Source organism: Streptomyces sp. NPDC046712, assembly GCF_040645695.1.
In the GTDB taxonomy this organism is placed as follows: Bacteria; Actinomycetota; Actinomycetes; order Streptomycetales; family Streptomycetaceae; genus Streptomyces.
Window position 1 is genome coordinate 23,360 of the sequence record NZ_JBEYYW010000043.1, and the last position, 23,625, is coordinate 46,984.

The 23,625-nt window shown below is 73.9% G+C and carries 18 protein-coding genes and 1 pseudogene; 4 read left to right on the forward strand and 15 right to left on the reverse strand.

What is annotated here, in order from left to right; all coding sequences use genetic code 11:
* Positions 1-9 precede the first annotated feature (9 nt).
* The 8 genes and pseudogenes from ABZ939_RS34915 to ABZ939_RS34950 form a co-directional block, all read right to left on the reverse strand.
* Entirely contained in the window at positions 10-1,383 is a 1,374-nt protein-coding gene (locus tag ABZ939_RS34915) for a YcaO-like family protein (RefSeq protein ID WP_361864286.1), read from the reverse strand.
* Complete coding sequence (locus ABZ939_RS34920) at positions 1,380-2,909, reverse strand: CocE/NonD family hydrolase (protein ID WP_361864288.1); 1,530 nt, start codon at positions 2,907-2,909, stop codon at positions 1,380-1,382. The genes ABZ939_RS34915 and ABZ939_RS34920 overlap by 4 nt, the downstream gene beginning before the upstream one ends.
* Positions 2,906-3,757, reverse strand: a complete 852-nt coding sequence (locus ABZ939_RS34925; protein WP_361864290.1) for a hypothetical protein — start codon at positions 3,755-3,757, stop codon at positions 2,906-2,908. The genes ABZ939_RS34920 and ABZ939_RS34925 overlap by 4 nt, the downstream gene beginning before the upstream one ends.
* A gap of 108 nt (positions 3,758-3,865) precedes the next feature.
* Positions 3,866-4,000 (reverse strand): streptamidine family RiPP, encoded by a 135-nt coding sequence (gene amiA / locus ABZ939_RS34930; RefSeq protein WP_361864291.1) that lies wholly within the window; start codon positions 3,998-4,000, stop codon positions 3,866-3,868.
* Between the two features lie 58 nt (positions 4,001-4,058).
* A pseudogene (locus ABZ939_RS34935) lies at positions 4,059-4,920 on the reverse strand (ABC transporter ATP-binding protein).
* Positions 4,921-4,970: 50 nt separating this feature from the next.
* Positions 4,971-6,017 (reverse strand): iron ABC transporter permease, encoded by a 1,047-nt coding sequence (locus ABZ939_RS34940; RefSeq protein WP_361864336.1) that lies wholly within the window; start codon positions 6,015-6,017, stop codon positions 4,971-4,973.
* Positions 6,018-6,022: 5 nt separating this feature from the next.
* Positions 6,023-6,982: an iron ABC transporter permease gene (locus ABZ939_RS34945; protein ID WP_361864293.1), complete on the reverse strand. Its 960-nt coding sequence runs from the start codon at positions 6,980-6,982 to the stop codon at positions 6,023-6,025.
* The gene (locus ABZ939_RS34950) at positions 6,979-7,974 is read right to left on the reverse strand and encodes an ABC transporter substrate-binding protein (protein WP_361864295.1); all 996 of its coding nucleotides are present in this window, start codon (positions 7,972-7,974) and stop codon (positions 6,979-6,981) included. The genes ABZ939_RS34945 and ABZ939_RS34950 overlap by 4 nt, the downstream gene beginning before the upstream one ends.
* Before the next feature lie 141 nt (positions 7,975-8,115).
* On the opposite strand from ABZ939_RS34950, the gene ABZ939_RS34955 reads away from it, so the two are divergent.
* Together ABZ939_RS34955 and ABZ939_RS34960 are read left to right on the forward strand one after the other, a co-directional pair.
* Positions 8,116-9,375 carry a hypothetical protein gene (locus ABZ939_RS34955; RefSeq protein WP_361864297.1) on the forward strand — a complete coding sequence of 420 codons (1,260 nt, stop codon included), beginning with the start codon at positions 8,116-8,118 and terminating at the stop codon, positions 9,373-9,375.
* A gap of 158 nt (positions 9,376-9,533) precedes the next feature.
* A complete protein-coding gene (locus tag ABZ939_RS34960) occupies positions 9,534-10,322 on the forward strand; it encodes a hypothetical protein (RefSeq protein ID WP_361864298.1) in 789 nt (262 codons plus the stop codon).
* A 43-nt stretch (positions 10,323-10,365) separates the two neighbouring features.
* On the opposite strand, the gene ABZ939_RS34965 is transcribed toward ABZ939_RS34960, so the two are convergent.
* Positions 10,366-11,976 (reverse strand): WD40 repeat domain-containing protein, encoded by a 1,611-nt coding sequence (locus ABZ939_RS34965; protein WP_361864299.1) that lies wholly within the window; start codon positions 11,974-11,976, stop codon positions 10,366-10,368.
* Positions 11,977-12,072: 96 nt separating this feature from the next.
* Positions 12,073-12,870, reverse strand: a complete 798-nt coding sequence (locus ABZ939_RS34970) for a GntR family transcriptional regulator (protein WP_361864301.1) — start codon at positions 12,868-12,870, stop codon at positions 12,073-12,075.
* Between the two features lie 148 nt (positions 12,871-13,018).
* Between ABZ939_RS34970 and ABZ939_RS34975 the strand changes: the two genes are divergently transcribed.
* Together ABZ939_RS34975 and ABZ939_RS34980 are read left to right on the forward strand one after the other, a co-directional pair.
* The gene (locus ABZ939_RS34975) at positions 13,019-13,876 is read left to right on the forward strand and encodes a (2Fe-2S)-binding protein (RefSeq protein ID WP_361864302.1); all 858 of its coding nucleotides are present in this window, start codon (positions 13,019-13,021) and stop codon (positions 13,874-13,876) included.
* A 205-nt stretch (positions 13,877-14,081) separates the two neighbouring features.
* On the forward strand, positions 14,082-15,170 hold the full coding sequence (locus tag ABZ939_RS34980) for a DUF2637 domain-containing protein (RefSeq protein ID WP_361864304.1): 1,089 nt from the start codon (positions 14,082-14,084) through the stop codon (positions 15,168-15,170).
* A 30-nt stretch (positions 15,171-15,200) separates the two neighbouring features.
* On the opposite strand, the gene ABZ939_RS34985 is transcribed toward ABZ939_RS34980, so the two are convergent.
* The 5 genes from ABZ939_RS34985 to ABZ939_RS35005 form a co-directional block, all read right to left on the reverse strand.
* Complete coding sequence (locus tag ABZ939_RS34985) at positions 15,201-15,620, reverse strand: ATP-binding protein (protein ID WP_361864306.1); 420 nt, start codon at positions 15,618-15,620, stop codon at positions 15,201-15,203.
* Positions 15,621-15,751: 131 nt separating this feature from the next.
* On the reverse strand, positions 15,752-16,132 hold the full coding sequence (locus ABZ939_RS34990) for a DUF6083 domain-containing protein (protein WP_361864308.1): 381 nt from the start codon (positions 16,130-16,132) through the stop codon (positions 15,752-15,754).
* Between the two features lie 170 nt (positions 16,133-16,302).
* A complete protein-coding gene (locus tag ABZ939_RS34995) occupies positions 16,303-18,045 on the reverse strand; it encodes a pyruvate dehydrogenase (RefSeq protein WP_361864310.1) in 1,743 nt (580 codons plus the stop codon).
* Between the two features lie 27 nt (positions 18,046-18,072).
* Complete coding sequence (locus ABZ939_RS35000; RefSeq protein ID WP_361864312.1) at positions 18,073-19,683, reverse strand: protein phosphatase 2C domain-containing protein; 1,611 nt, start codon at positions 19,681-19,683, stop codon at positions 18,073-18,075.
* Positions 19,684-19,791: 108 nt separating this feature from the next.
* Positions 19,792-23,553 carry a S8 family serine peptidase gene (locus tag ABZ939_RS35005; RefSeq protein ID WP_361864314.1) on the reverse strand — a complete coding sequence of 1,254 codons (3,762 nt, stop codon included), beginning with the start codon at positions 23,551-23,553 and terminating at the stop codon, positions 19,792-19,794.
* Positions 23,554-23,625: the final 72 nt, after the last annotated feature.

Consider the following 23,625-nt stretch of genomic DNA (forward strand, 5'->3'; position numbering starts at 1 on the left):
TCCGTGTCCTCACATGTGCGGTGGCGGTGCGAGGGTGAAGTCGGCCGGGGTCGTCGGTGTCGTGGATCGCCAGCCCCGGTCGAGCGCCGCCCGGCCCAACCGCTCGCAGCCGAAGTAGCCGAAGGCCGCCGGTGCGTTGGGGACGAGGCCCGAGACGAGGACCCGGGCCACCCGCAGCGGGGTCTCGGCGATGTCCTCGGTCGTCAGGTCGACGGTGATCAGGCGGTGGCCCCCGGCGGCCAGGCGGGCGTCCAGCGTCGCCCGGCTCCCCGGCGGGATCTCGTGGACGGGGACGACACCGAGTTCCGGATGGGTGAAGCGGCGGGCGTACGGCGCCATGCGCGGGTCCAGCCAGACCTGGACGTGCGCGCCCAGGTCCCGTACCGCGCCGAAGTCCTCGCCGACGGCGTCCAGGTAGCGCCGGTCGGGCCGGTGGTCGAGGTACAGGCCCCGGGCGAACATGCCCGCCTCGACGGCCCGGAAGACCCAGCCGTCCCCGTCCACCGCGCCTTGTGTGAACACCCAGGTGTGGACCGCCTCCAGGACCGCCTTGCGGGCGGCCTCCGCGGGGTCGTAGCGGCAGGCGAATCCGGCCGCGTGGATGCCGCGTTCGGGGTCGTACACCCATGCGGCGACGCACGGCGCGAACTCGGAGGGCATCTCGACGATCCGGACCTCGAGGCCGCAGCCTTCGAGGTCCCGGTCGAGGCCGGGCACCGAACGCGGGTCGATGCCCCGCGTGGGCCCGTCCAGGTGCCACCACAGTTCCAGCGCGTCCCGCTCGACGACTTCGAGGAGCCCGCGTTCGACGGCGTCGTCGAAGCCCTGACCGGTGGCGATGCCCGCGTAGTTGAGGTGGTGCGTCCGTGGCAGCGAACTCAGCTCACCCTGTCGCCAGTTGAGGTGGCTGAGTGCGACGGGCACCCAGCACTCCCGCCCGTCCTCGCCGCCCCGGGCCCAGAGGGTGGGGGTGTCGGGGCCGAGCGGCCGGTAGGGGAAGCGGGGCCGTTCGTACTGCCAGGAGGCGTACGAGGGCAGATCGCCGGGCCCGTACAACCGCCGCCCCTCCGCCCGGAGTTCGGTGGCGGTCGCCCGGCGCGGCTCGTCCGGGTGGCCGGGCGGCGGGAGCCGGTTGCCGCAGTAGCGCTCGACGGCCTCGGCGACGGCGGCGAGCCGCGCGCCGCGCGGGTCGCCGAAGGTGGTGCCCAACGAGACACGGTCGGCGGGCCACGCCCCGAAGCGTCGCGCGTCGGAGACCTCGGCGGTCATGGCGGTGTAGCGGGGTGGGGCGCCGGTGGGGTGCGGAACGGGTTCGACTCCCCGTATGAGCCCGCAGACGGGGTCCACGAGCGCGTCGAGCGACGGTACGCCGGTGAGGGTCAACGGAGTATCTCCTGTACGGGATCGATGGCGGCAGGGCGGTGGACGACGGGCAGCAGCAGTGCGCTGCCTGCCATGCGTACGGACCGCCGGGACGGCAGGAGCCGGGTCGCGGTCACGGGGTCCTCGCCCGTGTGCGGGTTGCGGGCGTGGGCGGGGAAGTGGTGGCCGGCGACCTCGACGCGGAGCCGGACCCCGGCGGCCAGCCGGCGTGCGACGCGCCCGAGCGGGACTGTCAACTCCCGTTCCTGCGAAGGGCCGTGGGTGGTTCGGGCGATGCCGGTGGCGAGGGGTTCGGCGTATCCGTCGGGGCGGAGGGCCACGAGCCGTACCGCCCAGTCGGCGCTCCGGCCCTCCGTCGCGGCGACGAGCCGTACGCCGGCGTCGCCGAGCAGGTCGAGGGGGCGCGGGAGCGGCGGGGTGACGAGCAGACAGCGGTCGGGCGCGCCGTGCTCGTCGATGTCGAGGCGGTCGGAGCGCACCGGTCGCAGCGGGTCGGCGACGAACTCGGCGCCGTGCACGAGCCGCAGGCCGGCGCTGTGCCCGAAGCGGTACGGGACGGGGTGCGCGGACTCGGCGTCGGCGGCGTACCAGTGGGCGCTGCCGCCGAGCGCGATCGCGCCGCGCCGGCCGTCGAGGGTGCCGGCCAGGGCCTCCCTGGCCCAGCGGGCGTACAAGGAGCCGAGGTCCAGGCGGTGTTCGGGGCGGGCCTCGCGCGCGGGCGCGGCGGTCAGGCCGTGTCCCCACGGGCCGAGGAGGAGCCGTGCGGGGCCACCCCAGGAGCGCCAGAGGCGGACCGTCTCGACGGCGAAGGGGTCTCGGCTGCCGCCGACGGCGAGGAGCGGTACGCGGGCGGACGCGGCCCGCTTCCACAGGCCCTCGTCGCGCGGTACCGACCACACACCGGGCCAGGAGGCGAGCGGGAGGATCCCTGTGACGGGGAGCCGGTCGAGGAGGTCGGGGGTGTCCCGCAGGGCCTGTTCGAGGGCCTGGTCGTCGGAGTCGGCGCGGTCGCCGTGCTCCAGCCACCAACCGGCCCGCGCCGACAGCCGTTCGACCCCAGTCGCCTCGCGCGCCACTTCGCCGCCGCCGAGGGCGGGCACGGCGGCGATCACCGCGTCGGGACGCCGCTGATGGCCGTACCCGTCAGCTACCCCGTCCCCGTCCCCGTCTCCGTCCGCGTCCCCGTCTCCGTCCAGCAGTGGCGCGAGGGCGCAGTGGGCCGCGTACGACGCCCCGACCGCCACCACACGCCCGTCGCTCCACCCCTGCTCGCGGATCCAGGTCAGGGCCGCCGCGCCGTCCGCCACCTCGGAGCGGTAGGGACGCCAGGGCCCGGCGGAGGCGGAGGCGTGCCGTCCCCGGACGTCCTGCGCGATGGCGGCGAACCCGTGCGCCGCCCAGGCGCGCAGCTCGGGGCGGTGGCGGCGCCGGTCGTAGGGGGTGCGGAGGAGGACGGCGGGGTGGGGGCCCGCGCCGTCCGGGATACAGAGGTCGGTGGCGAGACCGTGGACCCGTACGGTCCTCATCGGTTCCCCGGGGACTGCGGGCCGACCTGTGCGGTCGGGGCGATCGGGGCGACCTTCGGGACCGGCAGGACGGGGTGTTCGGTGATTGTGAGGGTGCGGAGGTCGACACGGCGCAGGGTGCGCCGCGCGGTTCGGAAGCGGGGGCCTTCGGGGTCGGTCGCCCAGGCGAGGAGGTCGGCGGTCGTCAGGGCCGCGGTGAGGGCGGCGGAGGCCGCCTGGTGACCGGTGCCCGTGTCACCCGCGTACCGGCCCTGCCAGTAGGCGGCGAGCTCGCGGTGCGCGGGGGTGGCGGCGAGGCGGCGGAGCCGTACGTCCGCCGAGGTGACGTCGCCGGGTCCGCAGGCCGGGGGCTCCAACCACGCCTGGGCGCCCTCGCGGTGGCAGCGCAGCCAGGCCGTGCCCCCGGCCGGGAGGCGGTCCGCCTCGTCCCACAGGCCGGCCGGGACGGGGCCGTCCAGGCACCAGACGACCGCGGCCGCGGGGTTCCCGGCGACGTCTCCGAGGTCCTGCGGTGCGCCGGTGCGTACGTCGGCGCCGAGGTCCCGTACGCACCGGGCGAGCGGACCGGTGAGCAGCGGGTCGCCGAGGAGGAGCACGGTCCGCCCGGCGAGCGGAGGCTCCGTGGGCAGGGCGGGGTCACGCGCGTACCCGGCCTTCTCGAAGGCCGCGGCCAGGGTGTCGAGCGCGGCCGGTTCCCCGCCGCCCCCCGTCAGCCGGGCCACGACGTCCTCGGGGGTGGCGGTCCCGGTGTCGACGCGGAGGAACTCCCCGTCGGTCGTGCGCACCGCGAGCCCCTGGCCGGGGACGGTGACGAGGGCGACACCGGGGGCAAGTCGCGCGGTGGTCACGGGGGTTCCTCCTGAAGCGGGTGCGAAGGGGTGAAGACGGGTGAGGCCCGCCCGGAAAGGCGATCCGGGCGGGCCCGCGGGCGTCCGGCGCGTGGCCGGACGCCGGACTCAGTTGTCCGAGTCGGTGTCCGCCTCGACGGCGTCCTCGAACGGGTTCTCCACCAGCGCGTTGGAGTGCGTGGCGGACAGGTGGGCCAGCTGACCCTGCTCCGCGATCGGGCTGAACACCTTGTGCTGCTCCATGAGTTGACTCTCCATTCGTGGACGGTCACGCCGCCGGACCGGCGGCGCACCACAAACACTAATGAATATGATTTTCATTTCGCAATAGCCTCAGTGGCATCCAGAGGGTGATCCGGGTAACACACCGGCCAGCCGCCCTCGGGATCGCGCCCCACCCGGCCGGCCACTCCGAGCACGTCGGCCAGGAGGCGGGGGGTGACGACGTCCTCCGGGCGGCCGTCGGCGGCGACGCGCCCCTCCCTCAGGGCGACGATCCGGTCGGCGAACCGGGCCGCGTGGCCGAGATCGTGAAGCACCATCACCACCGTCAGCCCCCGCTCCTCGCGCAGCCGCACCACCGTCCGCATGACCTCCAGCTGGTGCCGCAGATCCAGATACGTGGTGGGCTCGTCGAGGAGCAGGACGCGGGTGTCCTGGGCCAGGGCCATCGCCAGCCGTACGCGCTGCCGTTCACCGCCCGAGAGGTCGTCGACCGGCCGGTCGGCCCACGCGTCGACACCCACGTCGGCCATCGCCCGCGCACAGACGGCGTCGTCCCCGTCGCGCAGCATCCCGAGCGGGCCGCGGGCGGCATACCGCCCTTGCTGCACGAGCCGACGGACCGTCATGCCCGGTACGGCGGGCGCCGATTGATGCAGGATCGCCACCCGGCGGGCGGCCGCGCGCCGGGACATGCGCGAGAGGTCGTCGCCGTCGAGCAGCACACGCCCCTCACCCGGCCGCAGCAGCCCCGCGCAGAGGCGCAGCAGGGTGGACTTGCCGCAGCCGTTGAGCCCGACGAAGGCGACCAACTCCCCGGCGCCCACGGTCAGATCGATCCCGGCCAGCACCTCGCGGCCTGGGTAGCCGAACCGCAGACCCTCGGTACGGATCGTGCCGGGCGCGGCGGGTGCCGCCCCGGCCGTACGAGGCGGGGCCAGATCGGCCCCCGCCTCCACCGTCCGGGTGCCGAGCGACTCCGTGGTCCTTCTCATGTTTCCTCCGCTCCGCGTCGGGCCACGATCAGCAGCAGTGCCGCGCCCACACACGTCGTCAGCGCACCCGTGGGAATGCTCAGCCGGTCCGTCTCCAGGGCCTCGGCGAGGACGGGCGAGAGCCACTGGGCCCCGGCGTCCGCGCCGCCCACGACCACCGCGCCCAGCAGGGCCGAGCCGGGCAGCGCCCGGCGCAGGTCCGCCCCGAACAGGGCGAGGGCCAGGTGCGGGACAAGAAGACCCACGAAGCCGAGGGCGCCGACCACCGCGACGGCGCCCGCGGTCAGGGCGACCGCGCAGACCAGCGCGGCGAGCCGGGCGCGGCCGGTGCGCAGTCCGGCCGCCGCGGCCTGTTCGTCGCCGCAGCGCAGCAGGGTCAGCGGGGCGGCGAGCAGACAGGCGGCCACGGACCAGACCGCGGCCCAGGGCCAGAGCAGCCGCCAGTGCTCCATGACCCGGCCTTCGGTGGAGCCGACGAGCCACTGCACGACGCTGCCCAGTTCGCCGGGTGCGACGAGCAGGACCATGGCGGTGAGCCCGGCGAGGACCGCCGACACCAGCACACCGTGGACCGCCGTCTGCGCCGGGTCACCCCGGTCCCGGCCGGCGAGCAGCCAGAGCAGTCCGGCACCGGTGAAGCCGCCCGCGCAGGCGGCCACGACCACGGCCATCGGGGACTCCCAGCCCGCGAGACCGAGCCCGGTCGCGGCCACCGCGCCGAGCACGGCGCCCGGGGTCACACCGGTGACCTCCGGTCCTGCCAGCGGGTTGCGCAGCGCGGACTGCAGGACGAGCCCGGCGAGCCCCAGGCAGGCCCCGGCCGTCAGTGCCACCAGGATTCTGGGGAGCCGGAGTTGGAGGACGACGTGGCGCGCGAGCGGATCACCGCCGCCCCGTAGCACGTCGGTCACCGCCGCGGCCCCGACGGCGCGCCCGGCCACCAGCCCGCCGGCCACGACGCCCGCGAGGACGACGCCGAGCACCACGAACAGCACCCACGCAGGCACCAGTCGGATGCCGGGCCCGGCTCGGCCCGACGCCATGTCCGTCATCGCTTCGCCCCCGTCCGCAGGAGTACGACGCCGGCCGGTACGCCCAGCAGGGCCGTCCAGGCGCCGACCGGGGTTTCGATCGGGGCAAGGGCGAGGCGGGCGGGCTGGTCGGCGCAGGTGACGATCAGGGCGCCGAGCGCGGCCGACCAGGGCAGCCAGGTCACCGCCCCGGCCTCCGGCCGCAGACGGCGGGCGAGGTGCGGGGCGAGGAAGCCGACCCAGGCGACCGGTCCGCAGACCGCGACGACCGGGGCGATGAGAAGGACGGCCAGGCCCAGCGCCGCGAGGCGGGCGCGCCGTACGCGTACGCCGAGGGCGCGGGCGTCGTCGTCGCCGAGCCGCAGCACTCCGAGGACCGGGGCGCACAGCACCAGTGCGGGCAGCGCCACCGCGAGCCAGGGCCACAGGCCGGTGACGTCGTCCCAGGTCCGGGCGGAGAGGCTGCCGAGCAGATAGCGGTAGACGATCTGGAGGTCGAGCTGGTCGGCGAGGACCATCAGGACGAGCAGCGCGGCCTGGAGTGCCGCCGCCACGGCGGCACCGGTCAGCAGGACGGCGCTGGGGCTGCGGCCGAACCCCGCGGCGAGCAGTGTGAGAAGGCCGCCGAACGCGGCGCCGGCCAGGGCGAGCAGGGGCTGCACGGCGAGCGGGACGGGCAGGGCGAGGACGAGCGGGGCGGCGACGCCGAGGGCGGCGCCGCCGGAGACGCCGAGCATCTCCGGTACGGCGAGCGGGTTGCGCAGCGCCTCCTGGAGGACGAGGCCCGCGGCGCCCAGACAGGCCCCGGCGACGAGGGCCAGGACCAGTCTGGGCAGGCGCAGTTCGGTGAGGATCACCCTGAAGGTCCCGGTGTCGTCGCCGAGGTCCCCGAGGTGCGGCAGGAGCAGCGCGCAGGCCGCGGCAGCCGCCAGGACCGCGGCTCCGCCGCAGAGTTGACGTACCGGCGAGGAGCTCACCGCAGCGCGGCCGTCGCCTCGTCGAGGACGATGCCCAGCGACCGGGTGCCGCGCCCCTTGGCCCAGACCTCGGCATCGACCTCGTGGACACGGCCGTTCCTCACCGCCGGAATCTGCGACCAGAGCGGGTTCTTGGCGAGCTTGTCGGAGAGCCGCTGCCCGGGCGCGGCGGGGCCGCCGAAGGAGAGGGTCTCGACGAAGAGGACGTCGACGTCGCGGGCGAGGATCTCCTCCATGCTGTACGTACCCTCGACCCCCCGGCTCTTCCACGGGTAGTCGGCCACCTCGGGCATGAGTCCGGCGGTGACGTCGTTGCCGGGGGTGGCGACGCCGAAGTTCTCGTCGCTGCCGAAGATGATCAGTGCGGTCTTGTCGCTGCGCGCCTTCTCGGCGGCGGCGAGCTTGGTCCGGAATGCCTTCTCGGCCGCCTCGCCCTGCTTCGTACGGCCGGTGAGTGCGGCGAGATCGCGCAGGTAGCCCACGCTGTCCTGCCAGTTGCCGGGCTGGACGGGCCAGAAGACGGTGGCGCCCTTGAGCGCGGGGGCGAGCTTGCCGTGGGTGTCGCCGAGCCCGATCACCAGGTCGGGCCGGTACGAGAGGATCGCCTCGGTCTCCGGGCTGAGGAAGCCGCCGGGGACCACGGGCACCTTCGCCGCCTTCTCCTTGCCGAGGAACTTCTCGTGGGCGAGGAGCGCGGAGTTGGTGGCGGCCGGGACCAAGCCGAGTTCGGCCAGCATGTCGTCGCAGAGGGCGACGAGACAGACGATCCGCTTCGGCGGGGCGGCGGTTGTGACGGTGACGCCCTTGGCGTCGGTGACGGTCCGCGCGGCGGTGATGGGCCGGACGCTCACGTCGGTCGTCGCGCCGGCTTCCGTGCCCCCTTTCGCCGTGCCCTTGGCGTCCCCCTCGCTCGCTCCGCAGCCGGCGAGCAGGGCCCCCATGACCGCCGCGGCCGCGAGGCGGCGCGCCTTTCGCAGCATTCTGCGCGACATATGTCCCTCAGTTCCGTTTCGCCCCGGGGGTGATGACAGAGAGATGCGGCGGGCGCCCCGGGCCGACCCGCACCCCCACAGAGTGTCACATGATAATCATTACCAATAAGACGATTGCCGCCCACCCTCCCGGAGTCCGCCGTGCCACTGCCGCCCCGCCTCCTCGTCGCCGACCAAGTCGCCGGATGCATACGGATGTTGGATCTGCCGAGCGGCGAGGAGAGAGCAGTCCTCGAGGGCCGCCACCTCGCCGAGCACGCCGGATTCCTCGCCCTGCCGGAAGGCCGCAGCGCCTTCGTCGACGACCTGGCGGGCGAGCTGGTGGTGCTCGACCCGTACGGCCCCGAGGCCGGCCGGCCGTTCGTCGAGGCGACCGTCCCCGTGGCGGCGCCCGCCGAACACCTCGCGACCGACGCCACAGGCCGCCTCCTGGCGGTGACCACCGGTCTCGGCCGGAACGAGGAACCGTGGAGCGACCTCCTCACCCTGGTCGACCTGCGCCCCGAACGCCCCCGCTCCGTCCGGGTCCGCACACGGGTCGGCGAACCGGGCGTCGCGCTGGTCGGCGAACCGGGCTCCGCAGCGGACGGCGCACCGCACGGCACGGAGGACCCGCTCGTCGTCCTGCGCCACCGCGAACCCGGCACCCTCACCGCGTACAGCTGGGACACCCTGCTCGGCGCTCCCCCCGCCTGCCCGCCCGTCGACCCGGAGCACGAGCTGCCCCTGCCCGACCACGACGGACACGGCGACGCACTCGACCCGTACAGCGGACGGCTGTTCGCGGCGGCCGGCTCCGGCGTCCACCGCGCCCGGCGCGCGGGCCACCGGCTACTCGCCGAGGAGCCGCTCGACTGGGCGGGCCCCGGCCGGGGCTACTACCTGCGGCTCGACCCGGTACGGCGCGCCCTCTGGTCCTGTGTGCGGGGCGGGCCCGCCGACCCCGGGCGGTGGCCGGAGTGGAGCAACGACGCCTGGTGCCACCACCTCGCGTCCGGCCGTACGGAGCGGGTCCCGCTCGGCCCCGGCCTGGTCTTCCGGCTCGCGGTCGCCGCGACCCATGTCGCGTACGCGCGGGTCCATCCCGACGGCGACGAGCTGGTCCTGCTCGACCCTTCGGCTTCCCGGCCCCGGATCGCCGCGCGGCTGCCGCTCCCCCCGATGGACGGAGCTCCGCGCCCCGGCGGCACCCCCTGGGACGGTGTCCAGCGGCGTGCGATCGCGGCCTCGCCGGGCGCGGAGTACACCGCCGTCAGCCGGGGTGGTCACGGCGAGGTTCATCTCTTCGAGGGAACCCGGGAACTGGCGGTACTGAGGGTTCCGACCCCCCTGGACGACGGCGGCCATCTCGCCCTGATCGCGCCGGGAGACGGGGCACAGGCAGATCGGATCGGCCGCTGAGGCGGACCCGGCGGCCGTGTCCGCATACCGGGATGCACAAGGCTCTTGTGAAATTTTTCACCTGACCCCTTGGCCCCGCGTACCGGTTCGTGTTGAGATGCGGGCCTACTCAACAGCTCAATGGCGCGCTCGGGGAGGGCAATGTGGCGGACACCGCCATGTCTGGTTCCGAAACAACGGGTGGCGACGATCCTTCCTCTGCCTACGGCAGGAAGACCCCCATGGAGACGGCCATATGGCGACTCCGTTCACGCGGCTGTTGGACGGACGCGGCCGCTCTGCTCACCCCGCGCGCGGCCGAACCGGCGGCGGCGCTGGAGCGGGCGGCGCTGCTGATCGAGCGCTGTCTGTACACCGAGAAGGGCTGGGCCGAGGCGGAGGAAGCGCTGCGGGCGGCCGAGGCGGTCGCGCAGAGCGACGAGGAGCGCGGGGCGGCGGCGTGCGAACGCGGCTATCTGGCCTACGCGTCGACGCTCCTCGGCGTACGTGACCGGGCGGACGAGGCCACCGCGGCGCTCGGCCGGGCGGCCGCGCTGATCGGGCCTTCGGCGGAGGGGCGTCCGCTGCTCGACTTCCGGCGCGGGCTGATCGCCCAGAACCTGGGCGACTCGCCCCAGGCCGCCCGCGCGGCCTTCCGTCGTGCCCACGCGGGGGCGACGGACCGGGGCGACAGCCTGCTCCTCTCCTCCACCTGGCGCCATCTGGCCGGAATCGCCCTGCGTGAGGGCGAGTTGGCGGAGGCGCGGCACGGCTTCGCCGAGTCGCTGCGGATCCGCGAGGAGCTCGGCTTCCTCGTGGGTACGGCTCCGGCCCTGACCGCCCTCGCCAACACGGAGACGGAGCCGGAGGCGGGCCGCCTGCGGGCCGAGGCGGGACGGCTGTTCCGTCTGCTGGGCGGGGTCCCGACCTGGCTCGCGGCCCAACTGGCACCCCAGCCCGCGACATGACGGAGCATCACACCGCTGTCCCGACCGGCACCCCAGCCGGCGATCACGCCGCCTGACGGTGTGCTTCGTCCAGGCACAGGAGCGCCTCGTCCATGCCCACGACCACTCCCCCGTCCGGGGTGAGTGCCACCGCGCGCACCGGTGGGCCCGGGCGGAAGGACAGGCGCTCCTTCGTGTCGAGGTGGCGGAGTTCCACGAGCCCGTCGGCCCAGGCGATCGCGAGTGACGGGCCCTCGGGGGTCGGTGCGGCGTGCAACGCCACGACCGGGCACGGGCGTTCGGCGACGGGCTCGGGGTGCGGGTCCTGGCCGGGGGTCCAGAGCCGGACCGTGCCGTCGAGGCCGCCGCTGCAGAGGAACGGCGTGGGCGGCGCCTCGACGGCGGTGACCGCCGTGACGCGGCCACTGTGCAGTGCCGCCTGGTGAATGCCCGTCAAGCCGAAGGCGTGCACGGAGCCGAGCCGGTCCCCCACGACCACGGACCCGCTGATCGCCGCGAGCGCCGTGCCCGGGTGCCGGGTGAGGGTCGCCGCGACGGCCGCGGTCAGCCGTTCCAGGTACGGCGGGCGTGGCCCGGGCAGTCCGCGCACCGTGTGCAGCCGGCCCCGCTCGTCCAGGAGCAGGAGGGTTCCGTCGGGCGCGGGCGCGAGCGTCTTGATCCGCCGGGCGGAGCTGGTGAACGACTCGCCCGCGGGGGTGGGGTCGGCCGTGCGCAGCAGGTGCACGGCATCGGTCGGACCCGCGACGAGCAGACGGTCGCCGAACGTCCCGAGCGCGGTGACGGGGCCCGGCCAGGGCGGGGTGAGATCCCCCCGTACGCGGGTCCACCGCAGGCGCCACGGCGCTTCGGCGGCGAGTACCCGCAGCGCGGGCCGCAGCCGGGGGTCGGCGCCGTCCCCGAGAGCGCCGAGCAGGACCAGGGCACGGTCCGCGGGGTCCTGGTCGCGGCAGAGGGACTGGCCGGCTCGCAGCCAGGCGGCTCGCAGTCCGCCGTGGTCGTCGCCGGACCCGTTCCCGTAGCCGGCGGTGACGAGCAGGGGGTCGGCCTCGCACACGGCGACGGGATCGGCGAGGTCGACGTCCGCGCGTACGGCCCCCTCCTCCACCGGCCGGGCGGGCCGGCGTGGTTCGCCCGCGCCGACCGTGTCGTGCGGCTCCGGAACGTCCACCACCGTGGCCCGGCGGGCGGCGAGAAGGGCGTGGGCGGGGGTGCCCGTGCGGACCTCGACGACGAGCCGGATCCGGCCCAACCCGGCCAGTTCTCCGATCAGTTCGGCGATCGTGTCCGGTTCCACGGCGGCGTGCAGGTCCGTCAGGACGAGGACCGCGCGGCGGGCCTCGGTGGTGGCGAGGGTCCGCACCAGTTCGCCGGGGGTCCTGGCCACGACGCCGAGGCGGTTCGCGATCGTCCAGGCCGCACCGAGCGCGCTCTGCCCGGCGAGCGGGATCAGCTCGCGCGCCGAACGCCTGCGGCGCGCCCCGGATCGGGCGCCGTGGGCGGCGAGCCAGGCGAGCAGCGCGGACTTGCCCCGGCGGGGGTCGCCGGTCACCAGGCAGAGGCGGGGCGCGTCCGGGTCGGTGAGCCAGCCGAGCAGGACCGCCGCCTGGGCCTCCGTACCGGCGGCGGGGCGCTCCCCGCGGGCGGATCCGGTCACGGGCACCGTCCCCCTGCCGGGGACGGAGTCGCGGACGGCATGGGACACCTCACGGACGGCGGCGTGCGAGCGGGCTGACGGCAACGACCTTAGTCGTCAGCCCGCCGATCCGGTGAAGTGCTCCCGTACGAGTGACTGCACGACGGTCAGATCCTGCGCGATGAGCGCGTCCAGGAGGGCGGTGTGCTCCGCCGCGTCCGCGACCAGTTCGCCGTGGCGGGTCGCCGGGGCGCTCACCAGGGGCCATTGGGAGCGGCGGTGGAGGTCGTCGGCGACGGCCAGGAGCTGTTCGTTGCCGGCGAGGGAGAGGACCGCGCGGTGGAACGCGCGATCGGCCTCGGCGTAGTGGGCGCGGTCGCCGCGGGCGGCGGCGGCCGAGGTGGCCTCGGCGAGGGGGCGGAGCTCGGCCCAGCGGGCGGCCGGGATCGTACGGGCCAGGCGCAGCATGACGGGGATCTCGATGAGGGCGCGGACCTCGGCGAGCTCGGCGAGCTCGCGCGCGGTGCGTTCGGTGACACGGAAGCCGCGGTTCGGCACCACCTCGACGGCGCCTTCGGTGGCCAGCTGCTGCATGGCCTCGCGCACCGGGGTCGCCGAGACGCCGAAGCGTTCGGCGAGGACGGGGGCGGAGTAGACCTCGCCGGGGACCAGTTCGCCGCCGACGAGTGCGGTGCGCAGGGCCTGGAGGATCTGCCCGCGTACGGAGTGGCGCTGGACGGGGCGGGGGGCGAGCCGGGGCGCGGGGGGCTCGCTGTGGGTGTGCTCGCCGCGGGCCTGCGGGGGCGGAGCGGGCGTGGAGGCTTCGCCGCGCGCCTGCCCGGGGACCCGTACGGCGTCGCCGAACGGCGGGTACGGCTCCTGTTGCGCCCGCTCGCGCGCTCTGCCCTGCTCCACCCGGGTCCTCCTGCGGGGTTGTGCCGGGCCCGGCTCGCGATGGCGAGGCCCCCTATGCACCATAGGCGGACGGACCCGCAGTTCAAACATCGATCGCATCGGGTAAGGTAAGGCTTACCTGTTAACGATCGCGATTCGGTGGTCCCGTATGGCCGTCCCCGCCCTGCTCCCCGCCCCCTTCACCTCGCCCGTCGCGGCCTCGTACGCCCGCCTCGGCGAGGTGTTCTCCGGCCTGCGGATAGAGGAGCTGGGCCACGGCGAGCGGGCGCCGCGCGGCGGCGGCTGGGTCGGCGCGGACGAGCTGGCGGCCGGGGGCGCCGCGCTCGACGCCTTCCTGGCCTGGGACAACGCCCAGGTCCTTCGCGACTACGGGCAGCAGGCCCGCCCCGACGTGGTCGCCAGCTTCGGGCTGCACCGGTACGCCTGGCCGGCCTGCCTCCTGGTCACGGTCCCCTGGTTCCTGCACCGCCGCGTTCCCCGGATGCCCGCCCGGAACGTCGCCTTCCAGCGGGCCCTGGGCCGGATGGCCGTCCGCGTGGAGGAGTTCGCCTGTCTGCCCGGCGACCCCGCCGCCGAGCTGCCCGGCGCGCGGATCGTCCCGGACGAGGAGGCGCTGCGCGCCGAGGTCCGGGCCTCGCTCGCCGAGCACTTCGAGGACGTCCTGGCCGGTTTCGGGCCGCGGATGAGGCGCGGCAGGCGGGCGCTGTGGGGCATGGCCACGGACGAGATCGTCGAGGGCCTCTGGTACATCGCGGCGCTGCTCGGCGAGGAGGAGCGGGCGATGCGCGAGCTGGAGCTGCTGATGCCCGGCACGGCCAAGCCGTACGCGGGCTCCGCCGGCTTCCGCGAGTTGGCCGGCTCCGAGGACGCCGACGGAACGACCCGTTCCACCCGGGACCGGGCGACGTGCTGCTTCTTCTACACCCTGCGCCCCGAGGACACCTGTCTGACGTGTCCGCGCACCTGCGACGCCGAGCGGGTCCGCCGACTGGCCGCGACCGCCTGACACTCCCGATGGATTACGCCACCCCCACGGGTGGCGCAAATCGAACGCAACTCCCCTTGCCCGTGCGGCCGTTCGATCAGATCGCACCTATTCGTATGCTGTGCGGCCCCAATGGCGTGCTCTTGCCGCGAAACCTCTTGTGGGCCGTTCGGGGTCGGCCAGTATGGGCGGCCGAAAGGCCCTACTGCGATGCAAGGGACACCGCATGAGACTGACCGACATATCGCTGGACTGGCTGCTTCCGGGTGGCGTCATGGTGGCCGGAGTCCTGACGGCGGTGGCGGTGCTCGCGCGCGGCAAGCGCGCCGGTGACCAGGCCGCGGCCGATGACTCCTGGGAACGCAGCGAGGAACGCCGCAGACGCAAGGAAGCGATCTACGGAACCGCCTCGTACGTCCTGCTCTTCTGCTGTGCGGCGGTCGCCGCCGCACTCTCCTTCCACGGGCTCGTCGGCTTCGGCCGGCAGAACCTCAACCTCACCGGGGGCTGGGAGTACCTCGTCCCCTTCGGCCTCGACGGCGCGGCCATGTTCTGCTCTGTCCTCGCGGTTCGCGAGGCCAGCCACGGCGACGCGGCGCTCGGCTCGCGCCTCCTCGTCTGGACGTTCGCGGGCGCGGCGGCCTGGTTCAACTGGGTGCACGCTCCCCGGGGGCTGGGCCACGCCGGCGCCCCGCAGTTCTTCGCCGGCATGTCCCTCTCGGCGGCGGTCCTCTTCGACCGGGCCCTCAAGCAGACCCGCCGAGCGGCGCTGCGCGAACAGGGCCTGGTGCCCCGTCCGCTGCCGCAGATCCGGGTCGTGCGCTGGCTGCGGGCACCCAGGGAGACCTTCGGCGCCTGGTCGCTGATGCTGCTGGAAGGCGTACCGTCGCTGGACGAGGCGGTCGACGAGGTCCGTGAGGACCGGCGGGAGAAGGAGCAGCACCGGGGGCGCCGGCGCGAGCAGGCGAAGCTCGACCGGGCCCGCATAAGGGCGATCAACCGGCAGCACCGGTCCTTCGGTCTCGGCCGCGGCGGCGGTCGTCAGGTCGAGATGCCGGCCTTGAACTCCGGCACGGGCTCCGTGGGATCGATGAGCTCGGGCGGCTCCGCGACGACGACCGTGGGGACGGCCGTCGCGGAGCCCGCCATAGCGGACCCCGGACAACTGCCGCTTCGACACCGGCCCTCCCTCCAGGCCGTGAAGGGTGCTGAGCCCCGGACGGTGGATCTCACCGCCGAGGACGACACCCAGGCCCTGCCTCGACTCGACTCCCTGGAGCGCAAGCTCAAGGACCTCGAGCAGCAGTTCGGCTGAGATCGGAACAACGGACGGCGGGGTCGCCTCTCAGGCGGCCCCGCCGTTGAGTTCGAACCACACCACCTTGCCCACGCCGTGGTCCTCCACCCCCCAGGAGTCGGCCAGCTCCTGGACCAGGACGAGACCCCTGCCGTGCGTACCGTCGTCGGCGATCGGTACGGACGGCTCGGGCAGACCGGAGACGAAGTCGCGCACCTCGACCCGAAGGCTGTCGGGGACGACGGTCGCGGTGACGACCGCGCCGTGGTCCGTGTGGATCAGCGCATTGGTGACCAGCTCGCTCGTGAGCAGCTCCGCCACGTCGGAGGCCCCCGGTCCGCCCCACCTCCGCAACATCTCGCGCAACGCATGGCGCACCTCCGGCACCGCGGTGAGATCCGCGCATCCCACCTTCCTGAGCAGTTGAGTCGGCTGTCTCGCCTCCCCGGCCATAACCCCCACCCACATGTCGGAACAACTCTCCTCGAACAGGCTCACGGGGATGCATGCCCCACCGACCGGCCCGCATTCATACCGGAGCGCCACCGAACGGACATGTCGACGTATCGGCAGGCGCGGCGGCCCGCCGCCGGCCTCGGTCACTCCTCGTCCCCGTCCTGGACGCACAGCATGCGGTGCGCCGGCACGACCGGATCGCCGGGCAGGGGATCGACGGCCCGGACCCGGACGGCCACGAGGTCGACGACCACACCCGTACGCGGGGCGTACACCCGCACGACTCGCCAACGGTGGTGCGGCGGAACGTCCTTGGCCGGCAACTCCACGGTGGCCAGGCTGACCCATCGGTCGTAGTTGGTCGGCCGGACCCGGACCGGAGCACCGCACTGCTCGCAGGTGGCCGGCTCGACCCACGACACGTCGTCGGGGCCGAACTCGGGCATCGGAGGCGCCGTGGCGCCTTCGTCCTCGGCGAGACCGTTGGCCAGACGGTTCCAGCAGGAGTCGCACAGCACGGCCATGAGGCTGATCCGACCGCGTGCACGTACGGTCGGATCAGCCCTACGACATGTCTGGCACGCCTGGCATGCCGCCGATCGGATGTCCCCGGTCGCCCCCATGCGTTTGAGTATGTGCGGATATGCGGGAACCCTTGTAGGGCGCGATTCGGCCGTATGTCTCTACGACGGCCTCAAGGACGAGGCACGTTGCGCAGGTTGGAGCGAGCCATCTGAAGCATCCGGCCGACCCCGCCGTCCAGGACGATCTTGCTGGCGGAGAGCGCGAAGCCGGAGACCATCTCGCGACTGATCTTCGGCGGGATGGAGAGGGCGTTGGGGTCGGTGACGACATCGACGAGCGCCGGGCCCTTGTGCGCGAAGGCGTCCTTGAGAGCGCCCGCGAGCTGCTTGGGCTTCTCCACGCGGACGCCGTAGGCGCCGGCCGCGCGGGCGATCGCGGCGAAGTCGGGGTTGCGGTTGGTCGTCCCGTACGACGGGAGTCCGGCCACCAGCATCTCCAACTCCACCATGCTGAGCGAGGAGTTGTTGAAAAGCACGATCTTCACGGGGAGGTCGTACTGGACCAGGGTGAGGAAGTCGCCCATCAGCATGGAGAATCCGCCGTCACCGGACATCGAGATCACTTGCCGAGAGCGGTCCGTGAACTGCGCGCCGATGGCCTGCGGCAGGGCGTTGGCCATCGAGCCGTGCGAGAACGAACCGATGATGCGGCGGCGTCCGTTGGGCGAGATGTAGCGCGCGGCCCAGACGTTGCACATGCCGGTGTCCACGGTGAACACGGCGTCGTCGGCGGCCAGTTCGTCCAGGACGGAGGCGACGTACTCCGGGTGGATCGGCTTGTGCTTCTCGACCTTGCGGGTGTACGCCTTGACGACTCCTTCGAGCGCGTCGGTGTGCTTCTTCAGCATCTTGTCGAGGAAGCGGCGGTCCGACTTGGCGCGCACGCGCGGGGTGATGCAGCGCAGCGTCTCCCGGACGTCACCCCAGACGGCGAGGTCGAGCTTGGAGCGGCGGCCGAGGCGTTCCGGCCGGACGTCCACCTGGACGATCTTGACGTCGTCGGGCAGGAAGGCGTTGTACGGGAAGTCCGTGCCGAGCAGGATCAGCAGATCGCACTCGTGGGTCGCCTCGTAGGCGGCGCCGTAGCCGAGCAGGCCGCTCATGCCGACGTCGAACGGGTTGTCGTACTGGATCCACTCCTTGCCGCGCAGCGCGTGCCCGACGGGCGACTTCACGCGCTCGGCGAACTGCATCACCTCGGCATGCGCGCCGGCCGTGCCACTGCCGCAGAACAGCGTCACCCGATCGGCGGCGTCGATCATCCGCACCAGGGCGTCGATCTCGGCGTCACCCGGGCGGACGGTGGGCCGGGAGGTGACGAGCGCGGTCTCCCAGGACTTCTCGGGAGCCGGCTCGGAGGCGATGTCGCCGGGCAGCGAGACGACGCTGACGCCGCCCTGCCCGACGGCGTGCTGAATGGCCGTCTGGAGCAGTCGGGGCATCTGCTGCGGGTTGGAGATCAGCTCGCTGTAGTGACTGCATTCGGAGAAGAGCCGGTCGGGGTGGGTCTCCTGGAAGTAGCCGAGGCCGATCTCGCTCGACGGGATGTGCGAGGCGAGCGCGAGGACCGGGGCCATCGAGCGGTGGGCGTCGTACAGGCCGTTGATGAGGTGCAGGTTGCCCGGGCCGCAGGAGCCGGCGCAGGCCGTGAGACGGCCGGTGATCTGCGCCTCGGCCCCGGCGGCGAAGGCGGCGGCCTCCTCGTGCCGGACCTGGATCCAGTCGATGTCGGGGGTACGGCGGATGGCGTCGACGACGGGGTTCAGGCTGTCGCCCACGACCCCGTACAGGCGTCGGACGCCTGCCCGGACGAGGATGTCGACGAACTGTTCTGCGACATTCTGTTTGGCCATGGATCCATCAACCCATGGGCCGAAGCGTTACGCCTCCCAGACGGCCACGCCTGTACGGTCATCGGCGTACCCCTTCACCCTGAGCTGGATGTCGGCGAGGTAGGCGGCGAGCCCGGGCGGCTCGTGGGCCGCCCAGCGCCCGGCGAGCTCCTTGGCGAGCTCGGGTTCGCCGCGCATCGGCTCGGCGAGACCGTTCGACGCGAGGAGCAGGGTGTCGCCGGGACGGGCGACGGAGGCGCGGAAGCGGAACGGTTCCGCGGGCGGGGCGGGCGAAGCCTCGACGAAGGGGCCGGGGGCCGTGGTGATGCCGAGGTCCATGGTGAGCCGGTCGCCTTCGTCGGTTTCCGACGGCGGCGACCCGAAGCCGACGACGGGGGCGCCGGTGAGCGCGGCCGGTTCGGGGAGCAGCGGCTCTATGTCCTGCCAGGCTCCGTCGCGGAGCCGGAACAGCCCGCCGCGGCCGATGCCGAAGAAGACACGGTTGCGGCACTGGGGGTCGGCGGAGAGAAGCAGACAGCGCAGGCTCGCGGTGTATTCCTCGGGCTCCACGCCCAGTTCGGCGGCGCGGGCGCGGAGTCTGCCGAAGGTGCGGTCGGTGAGGCGGTGGAGCCCGGACTTGAGGTCACCGCGGCGGCCGGCCCGGATGTCCTCCGAGAGCCGGGCGTGGCTACGGCCGACGACCTCGCCGATCCAGCGGCAGGCGTCGGCGGCGGCGAGGTGGGCGGTCTCGGCGGTACGGGCGCCGGCGGCCACGGCGACGAGGACGAGCGCGGCCTCGGCGTGGCCGAAGCGGGCGGTGAGCAGGGCGTCCCTGCGGGGGTCGCCGCGGTAGCGGGCTGAGTCGCCGCGCAGGGAGGCGGCGCGCAGGGTGAAGGCGCCGTAGCGGGCGCCGTCGAGCACGGTGTCGGCGACGAGCTCGTCGAGCTCGTCGGGCCGTGCGGCGGGGAGTGCGGTGGGCTCGGCCTCGTAGGTGGGCGGCCGGCTGCCGATGTGGCCCGAACGGGGACGGGGGACGGGCAGGGGGCCGTCGGGGTCGGCCTCCGGGACCTGGTCCGTCTCGGCCTCGGGGCCGGGTGTGCCCGGCGGGCGTGGCGGTGCGGGTGGCGCCTCGGGCGGCGGAGCCGCCGTGGCGGAGGACGAAGGCCCTCCGGCCGGTGGAGGCGGCGCGGGCGGGGGCACCGGCTGCGCGGGTGGTGCGGCCGTCGGCGGGGCGGGCGGCAGGCCGTCGAGTGCCGGTGTCGGCGGGGCGGGCGGCAGGCCGTCGGAGGCCGGTGGCCGCGGGGCGGGCGGCAGGCCGTCGGAGGCCGGTGGCCGCGGGGCGGGCGGCGGGGCGTCGGATGCCGGTGGCCGCGGGGCGGGTGGCGGGCCGTCGGGTGCCGGGGTCGGCGGCAGGCTGTCGGAAGTCGGCTCCGGCGGTACGGGTGGGGGTGCCGGGAAGGAGCGGGGGCCCGGGGCCGTGCCTTCGAGGGGCTCCCAGGGGGCCCGGGTCGGTTGCGCCGGCGGGCGCGCCGCGCCGCCCGTCGCCTGCGACGCCGAGTCGAAGCGGTCGTCGAGCGTGTCACCCGTCGCGGTCGGCGCCGTGTCCGGCGCCGTCTCGTCGTAGAGCTTGTCCCACCAGTTGTCCCCCTGCTGAGTCATGCCCATATTGTCCACCGCACAGGCCGCCAGAAACCGGGACATGACGAAAAAGGGGTCCGCCGGGCGACCCCACCCCCCACGGGAAGGACGCCCGGCGGACCGGCGTGATCAGCGCACGTCGTAAGCGCGGACCACGGTCTGGGTGACGGAGTTGCCATGGGCGTCCGTCAGTTCGGTCTTCAGGGTGACCGGCTTGCCGGCCGCGCCCGTGTGGTTCACGGTCGCGGTCCATTCACCGCCCTGCTGCGAGACCTGCGCCTCCGTCCAGGTCGAGCCCCCGTCGTACGAGTACGAGAGCTTCGCCGAGGTGAGCGCGGCGGGCGTGTAGCCCGCGTGACCCGTCGCGGTGAGGCCGATCTTCTGGCCGTCGGTCGCGGCGAGGGTCTTGAGTCCGTCCTCCGGCAGGTTGTACCGGGGAAGGAGAATCGGGATGCCTTGAGAGTAGACGCTCTCGTCAAGCTGGGAGGTGAATTTCCACACCGAGTTGACGGAAGTGGAGCGGTTCCACACCTTGCTGCCGATCTTCATGACGTTCTGTTCGAGCGTGTACGCACCCCGCTCGGACGGGACTTCGAAGACCCCGAACGGCCATGCGGACTCGCCGAGCACCTCGCCGTCCTTGCTCAGCCTCAGCCCGCCGATGTCGCCGAAGGACCCCTGCTGGGCGTAGTGGGTGCTGTCGCCCCACAGGGCGTTGGCGAAGCCGATGAGGTTGCCCTGGCGCTCGGAGACGAGGACCGGCTCGCCGGCCGCGTCCTGCGGGGCGGTCGGGGCGACGACGCCGTCGTACCAGCGCTCCGTGCGCTTCTCCCCCGCCTTGTACGCGCGCTTGGCCCCGATCATGAACTCGCCGAACGGGAAGCTGGAGGACAGCACTTGGTCCCACTGGGTGTCCCCGGCCGTGTAGTACTCCGTCCGGGTGCCCGGCGCCGGGACCGGCTCGACCGCGCCGAAGTAGACGGACGTGCCGTTCGGCCGGTACGCCGCCGCGTTGTCGATGAAGTCGGTGGTGACGCCCATCGAGCCGTAGGTGGACTCGGTGCGGCCCAGCTGTCCGTCGCGGACCCGGTAGGTCTTGTCGTCGCGGATCGAACCGGTCTCGGGGAAGGCGAGGTTGTAGAGGTACGGGCTCTTCGCGGTGGCCTTCCAGGAGAGGGTTACCTCGCCGGCGGAGAGCTTGGTGAGCAGCGCGGCGCCCTCGGCGGAGTCGACGGCGAGGACCGGGAACCCGGCTCCGGTGAAGCCGGCGGTCGGGTACCAGCGGGCGGTCGAGGTGCGGTACGCGAGGACCGCGACGGCTCCCGCGGCCTTGGCGTTCCGGGCGACGGTCGCCACGTTGGTGGAGGTGTCCGGGACGCGGACCAGGGCGACACGGCCCTGGACGCCGGCGGCCGTCAGTTCCGCGGGGGTGCCGGTGCCCGCGTCGACGAGCCGGGCGGAGCCGACGCCGTCGAGGTTGTCGGAACCGAGGGAGCCGGTGACCGGGTGCAGGACGGCGCCGTCACCCGTCTTGAGCTCGGAGATCTGCGGGGCGGCGGTGCGCCAGTAGCTGCCGAACTCGAAGTCGCCCTCGTCGGCGCTCCCTTCGACCGATGCGTAGTAGCCCCGGATGGTGCGGGTCCCCGCCGCCGTACCGGCGTGCAGCCAGGTGTCGTCCCAGGAGCGGGCGAACGCCAGGGTGGTGCCGCGCTGTTCGCCGGCCTTGTCGGTCTTCACCGACAGCTTGTGGGCCTCGCGGGCGTCGAGGACGACGGTGGTGTCCTTCTTGACCTCGATCTGCGGGCGGGCCAGGTAGCTGAGCGAGTCGTTCAGCGTGGCGCCCTCGCCCGCGTCCGGGGTGGTGACGTAGGAGGAGAGGAAGTAGCTGCCGGGACGCAGCTCGTACACCTGGTCGGTGGCGCCCTCGTTGAAGCGGCGCTCACCGCTCGCGGTGTCGGTGCCGATGACGTCCAGGGACGACGCGCCGTCGGCGGGCTTGCCCTGACGGTCGATCAACTTGACGCGCAGAGTGACTGTTTCGGGCTGGACGTGGAGCGAGAACGGTGTGGATACGTGGATGCCGCCGGGGCCGGTGGCCACGACCCGGCCGGTGACGTCGCCGTACTGGGCGCGCTCCAGGTGGGCGGCCGGGTCCAGGTGCAGCGGGACCTCGACGGTCGCGCCGGCCGGGACGGTGACGGTGCGCGTGCCGAGCCGCGCGACGGAGGACCGGACGCGCGAGCCGTCGTTGCCGGTGACCTTCTCGACGGCGAGCGTCAGGGTGACGGCCGTGCCGGAGGTGTTGGTGTACGGGACGGCGACCGAGGTGCGATCGCTGTTGTCCTGGGGCCAGTTGAAGGTGCCGCCCTGGACGGCGTCGGCGCCGAGGACCGTCTGGTCGATCGCGGCCTTGACGTCGAGACGGCCGCCGCCGACCTCGCGTACGTCGCCGGGGACGGAGCTCTCGGCCGAGGAGACGAGCGCGGCCTTGATCTGCTGGGCCGTCCAGTCGGGGTGGCGCTGCTTGACGATGGCGGCGGCGCCCGCGACGTGCGGGGTGGCCATCGACGTACCGGACATGGCCTGGTAGGCGTACACGCCCCGGCCGCCGGCCGCGGCGGCGGAGATGCCGACGCCGGGGGCGGCGATCTCCGGCTTGAGGGTGTGGTGGACGATCGTCGGGCCGCGGCTGGAGAAGTACGCGGTGGAGTCGTCGCGGTCGGTGGCGCCGACGGTCAGGACGTCGGGGGCGCAGCCGGGCGAGGAGACGGTGTTGAGCGTCGGGCCGGAGTTGCCGGCGGCTATGACGAACAACGTGCCCTTGTTCTGGGCGAGTTCCTGGGCCGCGGCGCTCATCGGGTCGGTGCAGTCGGTGGGCACGGTGCTGCCGAGGCTCATGGAGACCACGTCCGCGCCCTGGGCGACGGCCCACTCCATGCCGGCGATGATCCAGGAGGCGGCGCCGGAGCCGGAGTCGTTGAGGACCTTGCCGTTGAGGAGGTCCGCGCCGGGCGCGACGCCCTTGTTCCTGCCGTCGCTCGCCGCGCCGGAGCCGCCGACGGTGGAGATGGTGTGCGTGCCGTGGCCCTGGCGGTCGCCGGCCGTCTCGGAGTCGGTGAAGTTCTCCGAGGCGGTGATCCGGCCCCTGAGGTCGGGGTGTTCGACGTCGGCGCCGGTGTCGAGGACGGCGACCTTGGTGCCCTTGCCGTCGAAGCCGGCGGCCCAGGCCTCGGGGGCGTGGACCTGCTTGGTGGAGCGCTCCAGGGTGGCCTCGACCTTGCGGTCGAGCCAGAGCTTCTTCAGGCCGGAGGCGGACCGGGCGGCGGGGGCGTTCACGTCGGCCCAGAAGGTGGCTGCCTGCTTCTTGTCGGCCTTGAGGGCGACACCGTCGACGGCCTTGAGGACCTGGCCGCGCCGGGCCCCGCGCGGGGCGGCCGGCACGGAGCGGGCGAGGTCGGAGCCGTAGACGGCGATCAGGGGCAGGGTCGCGGTGCCGGCGTCGTCGTAGCCCTGCCGGATCAGGCCGGTGACGTTGAAGAGTTCCTCGTCGACGCGGCCCGCGGCGAGGGCGGCGGTGGCGTCCTCGGGGTAGACGTACAGGTCCTGGCCCGAGCGGCGGGTCTGGACGAAGGGCACGGTCCCGTCCTCGCGGGGCAGCGCGGCGGCGGCCGGGTTCCCGGCCGCGTCGCGGGTCACCAGGACCCGGTCGCCCGTGACCAGGGTGACGGTCGCGGTCCGTTCCCCGGCGCGGGCCTGGGCCTCGCTGCCGACCAGCGGTCGATTGCCGGTCGAGTCGTCCTGCGGCGCGGCGGCCGTGGACGGCGCGACCGCGGTGACGGCCAGGACGGCGGCGGTCGCCGCCCCCAGGGCCGTACGCGAAATCGGGCGCATCGCTCTCCCCATCTGATTCCGGTGCAAGGGCAGGCAGAAATCCCAAACCCGGAGGCTGTTGGTGCTGCGGTG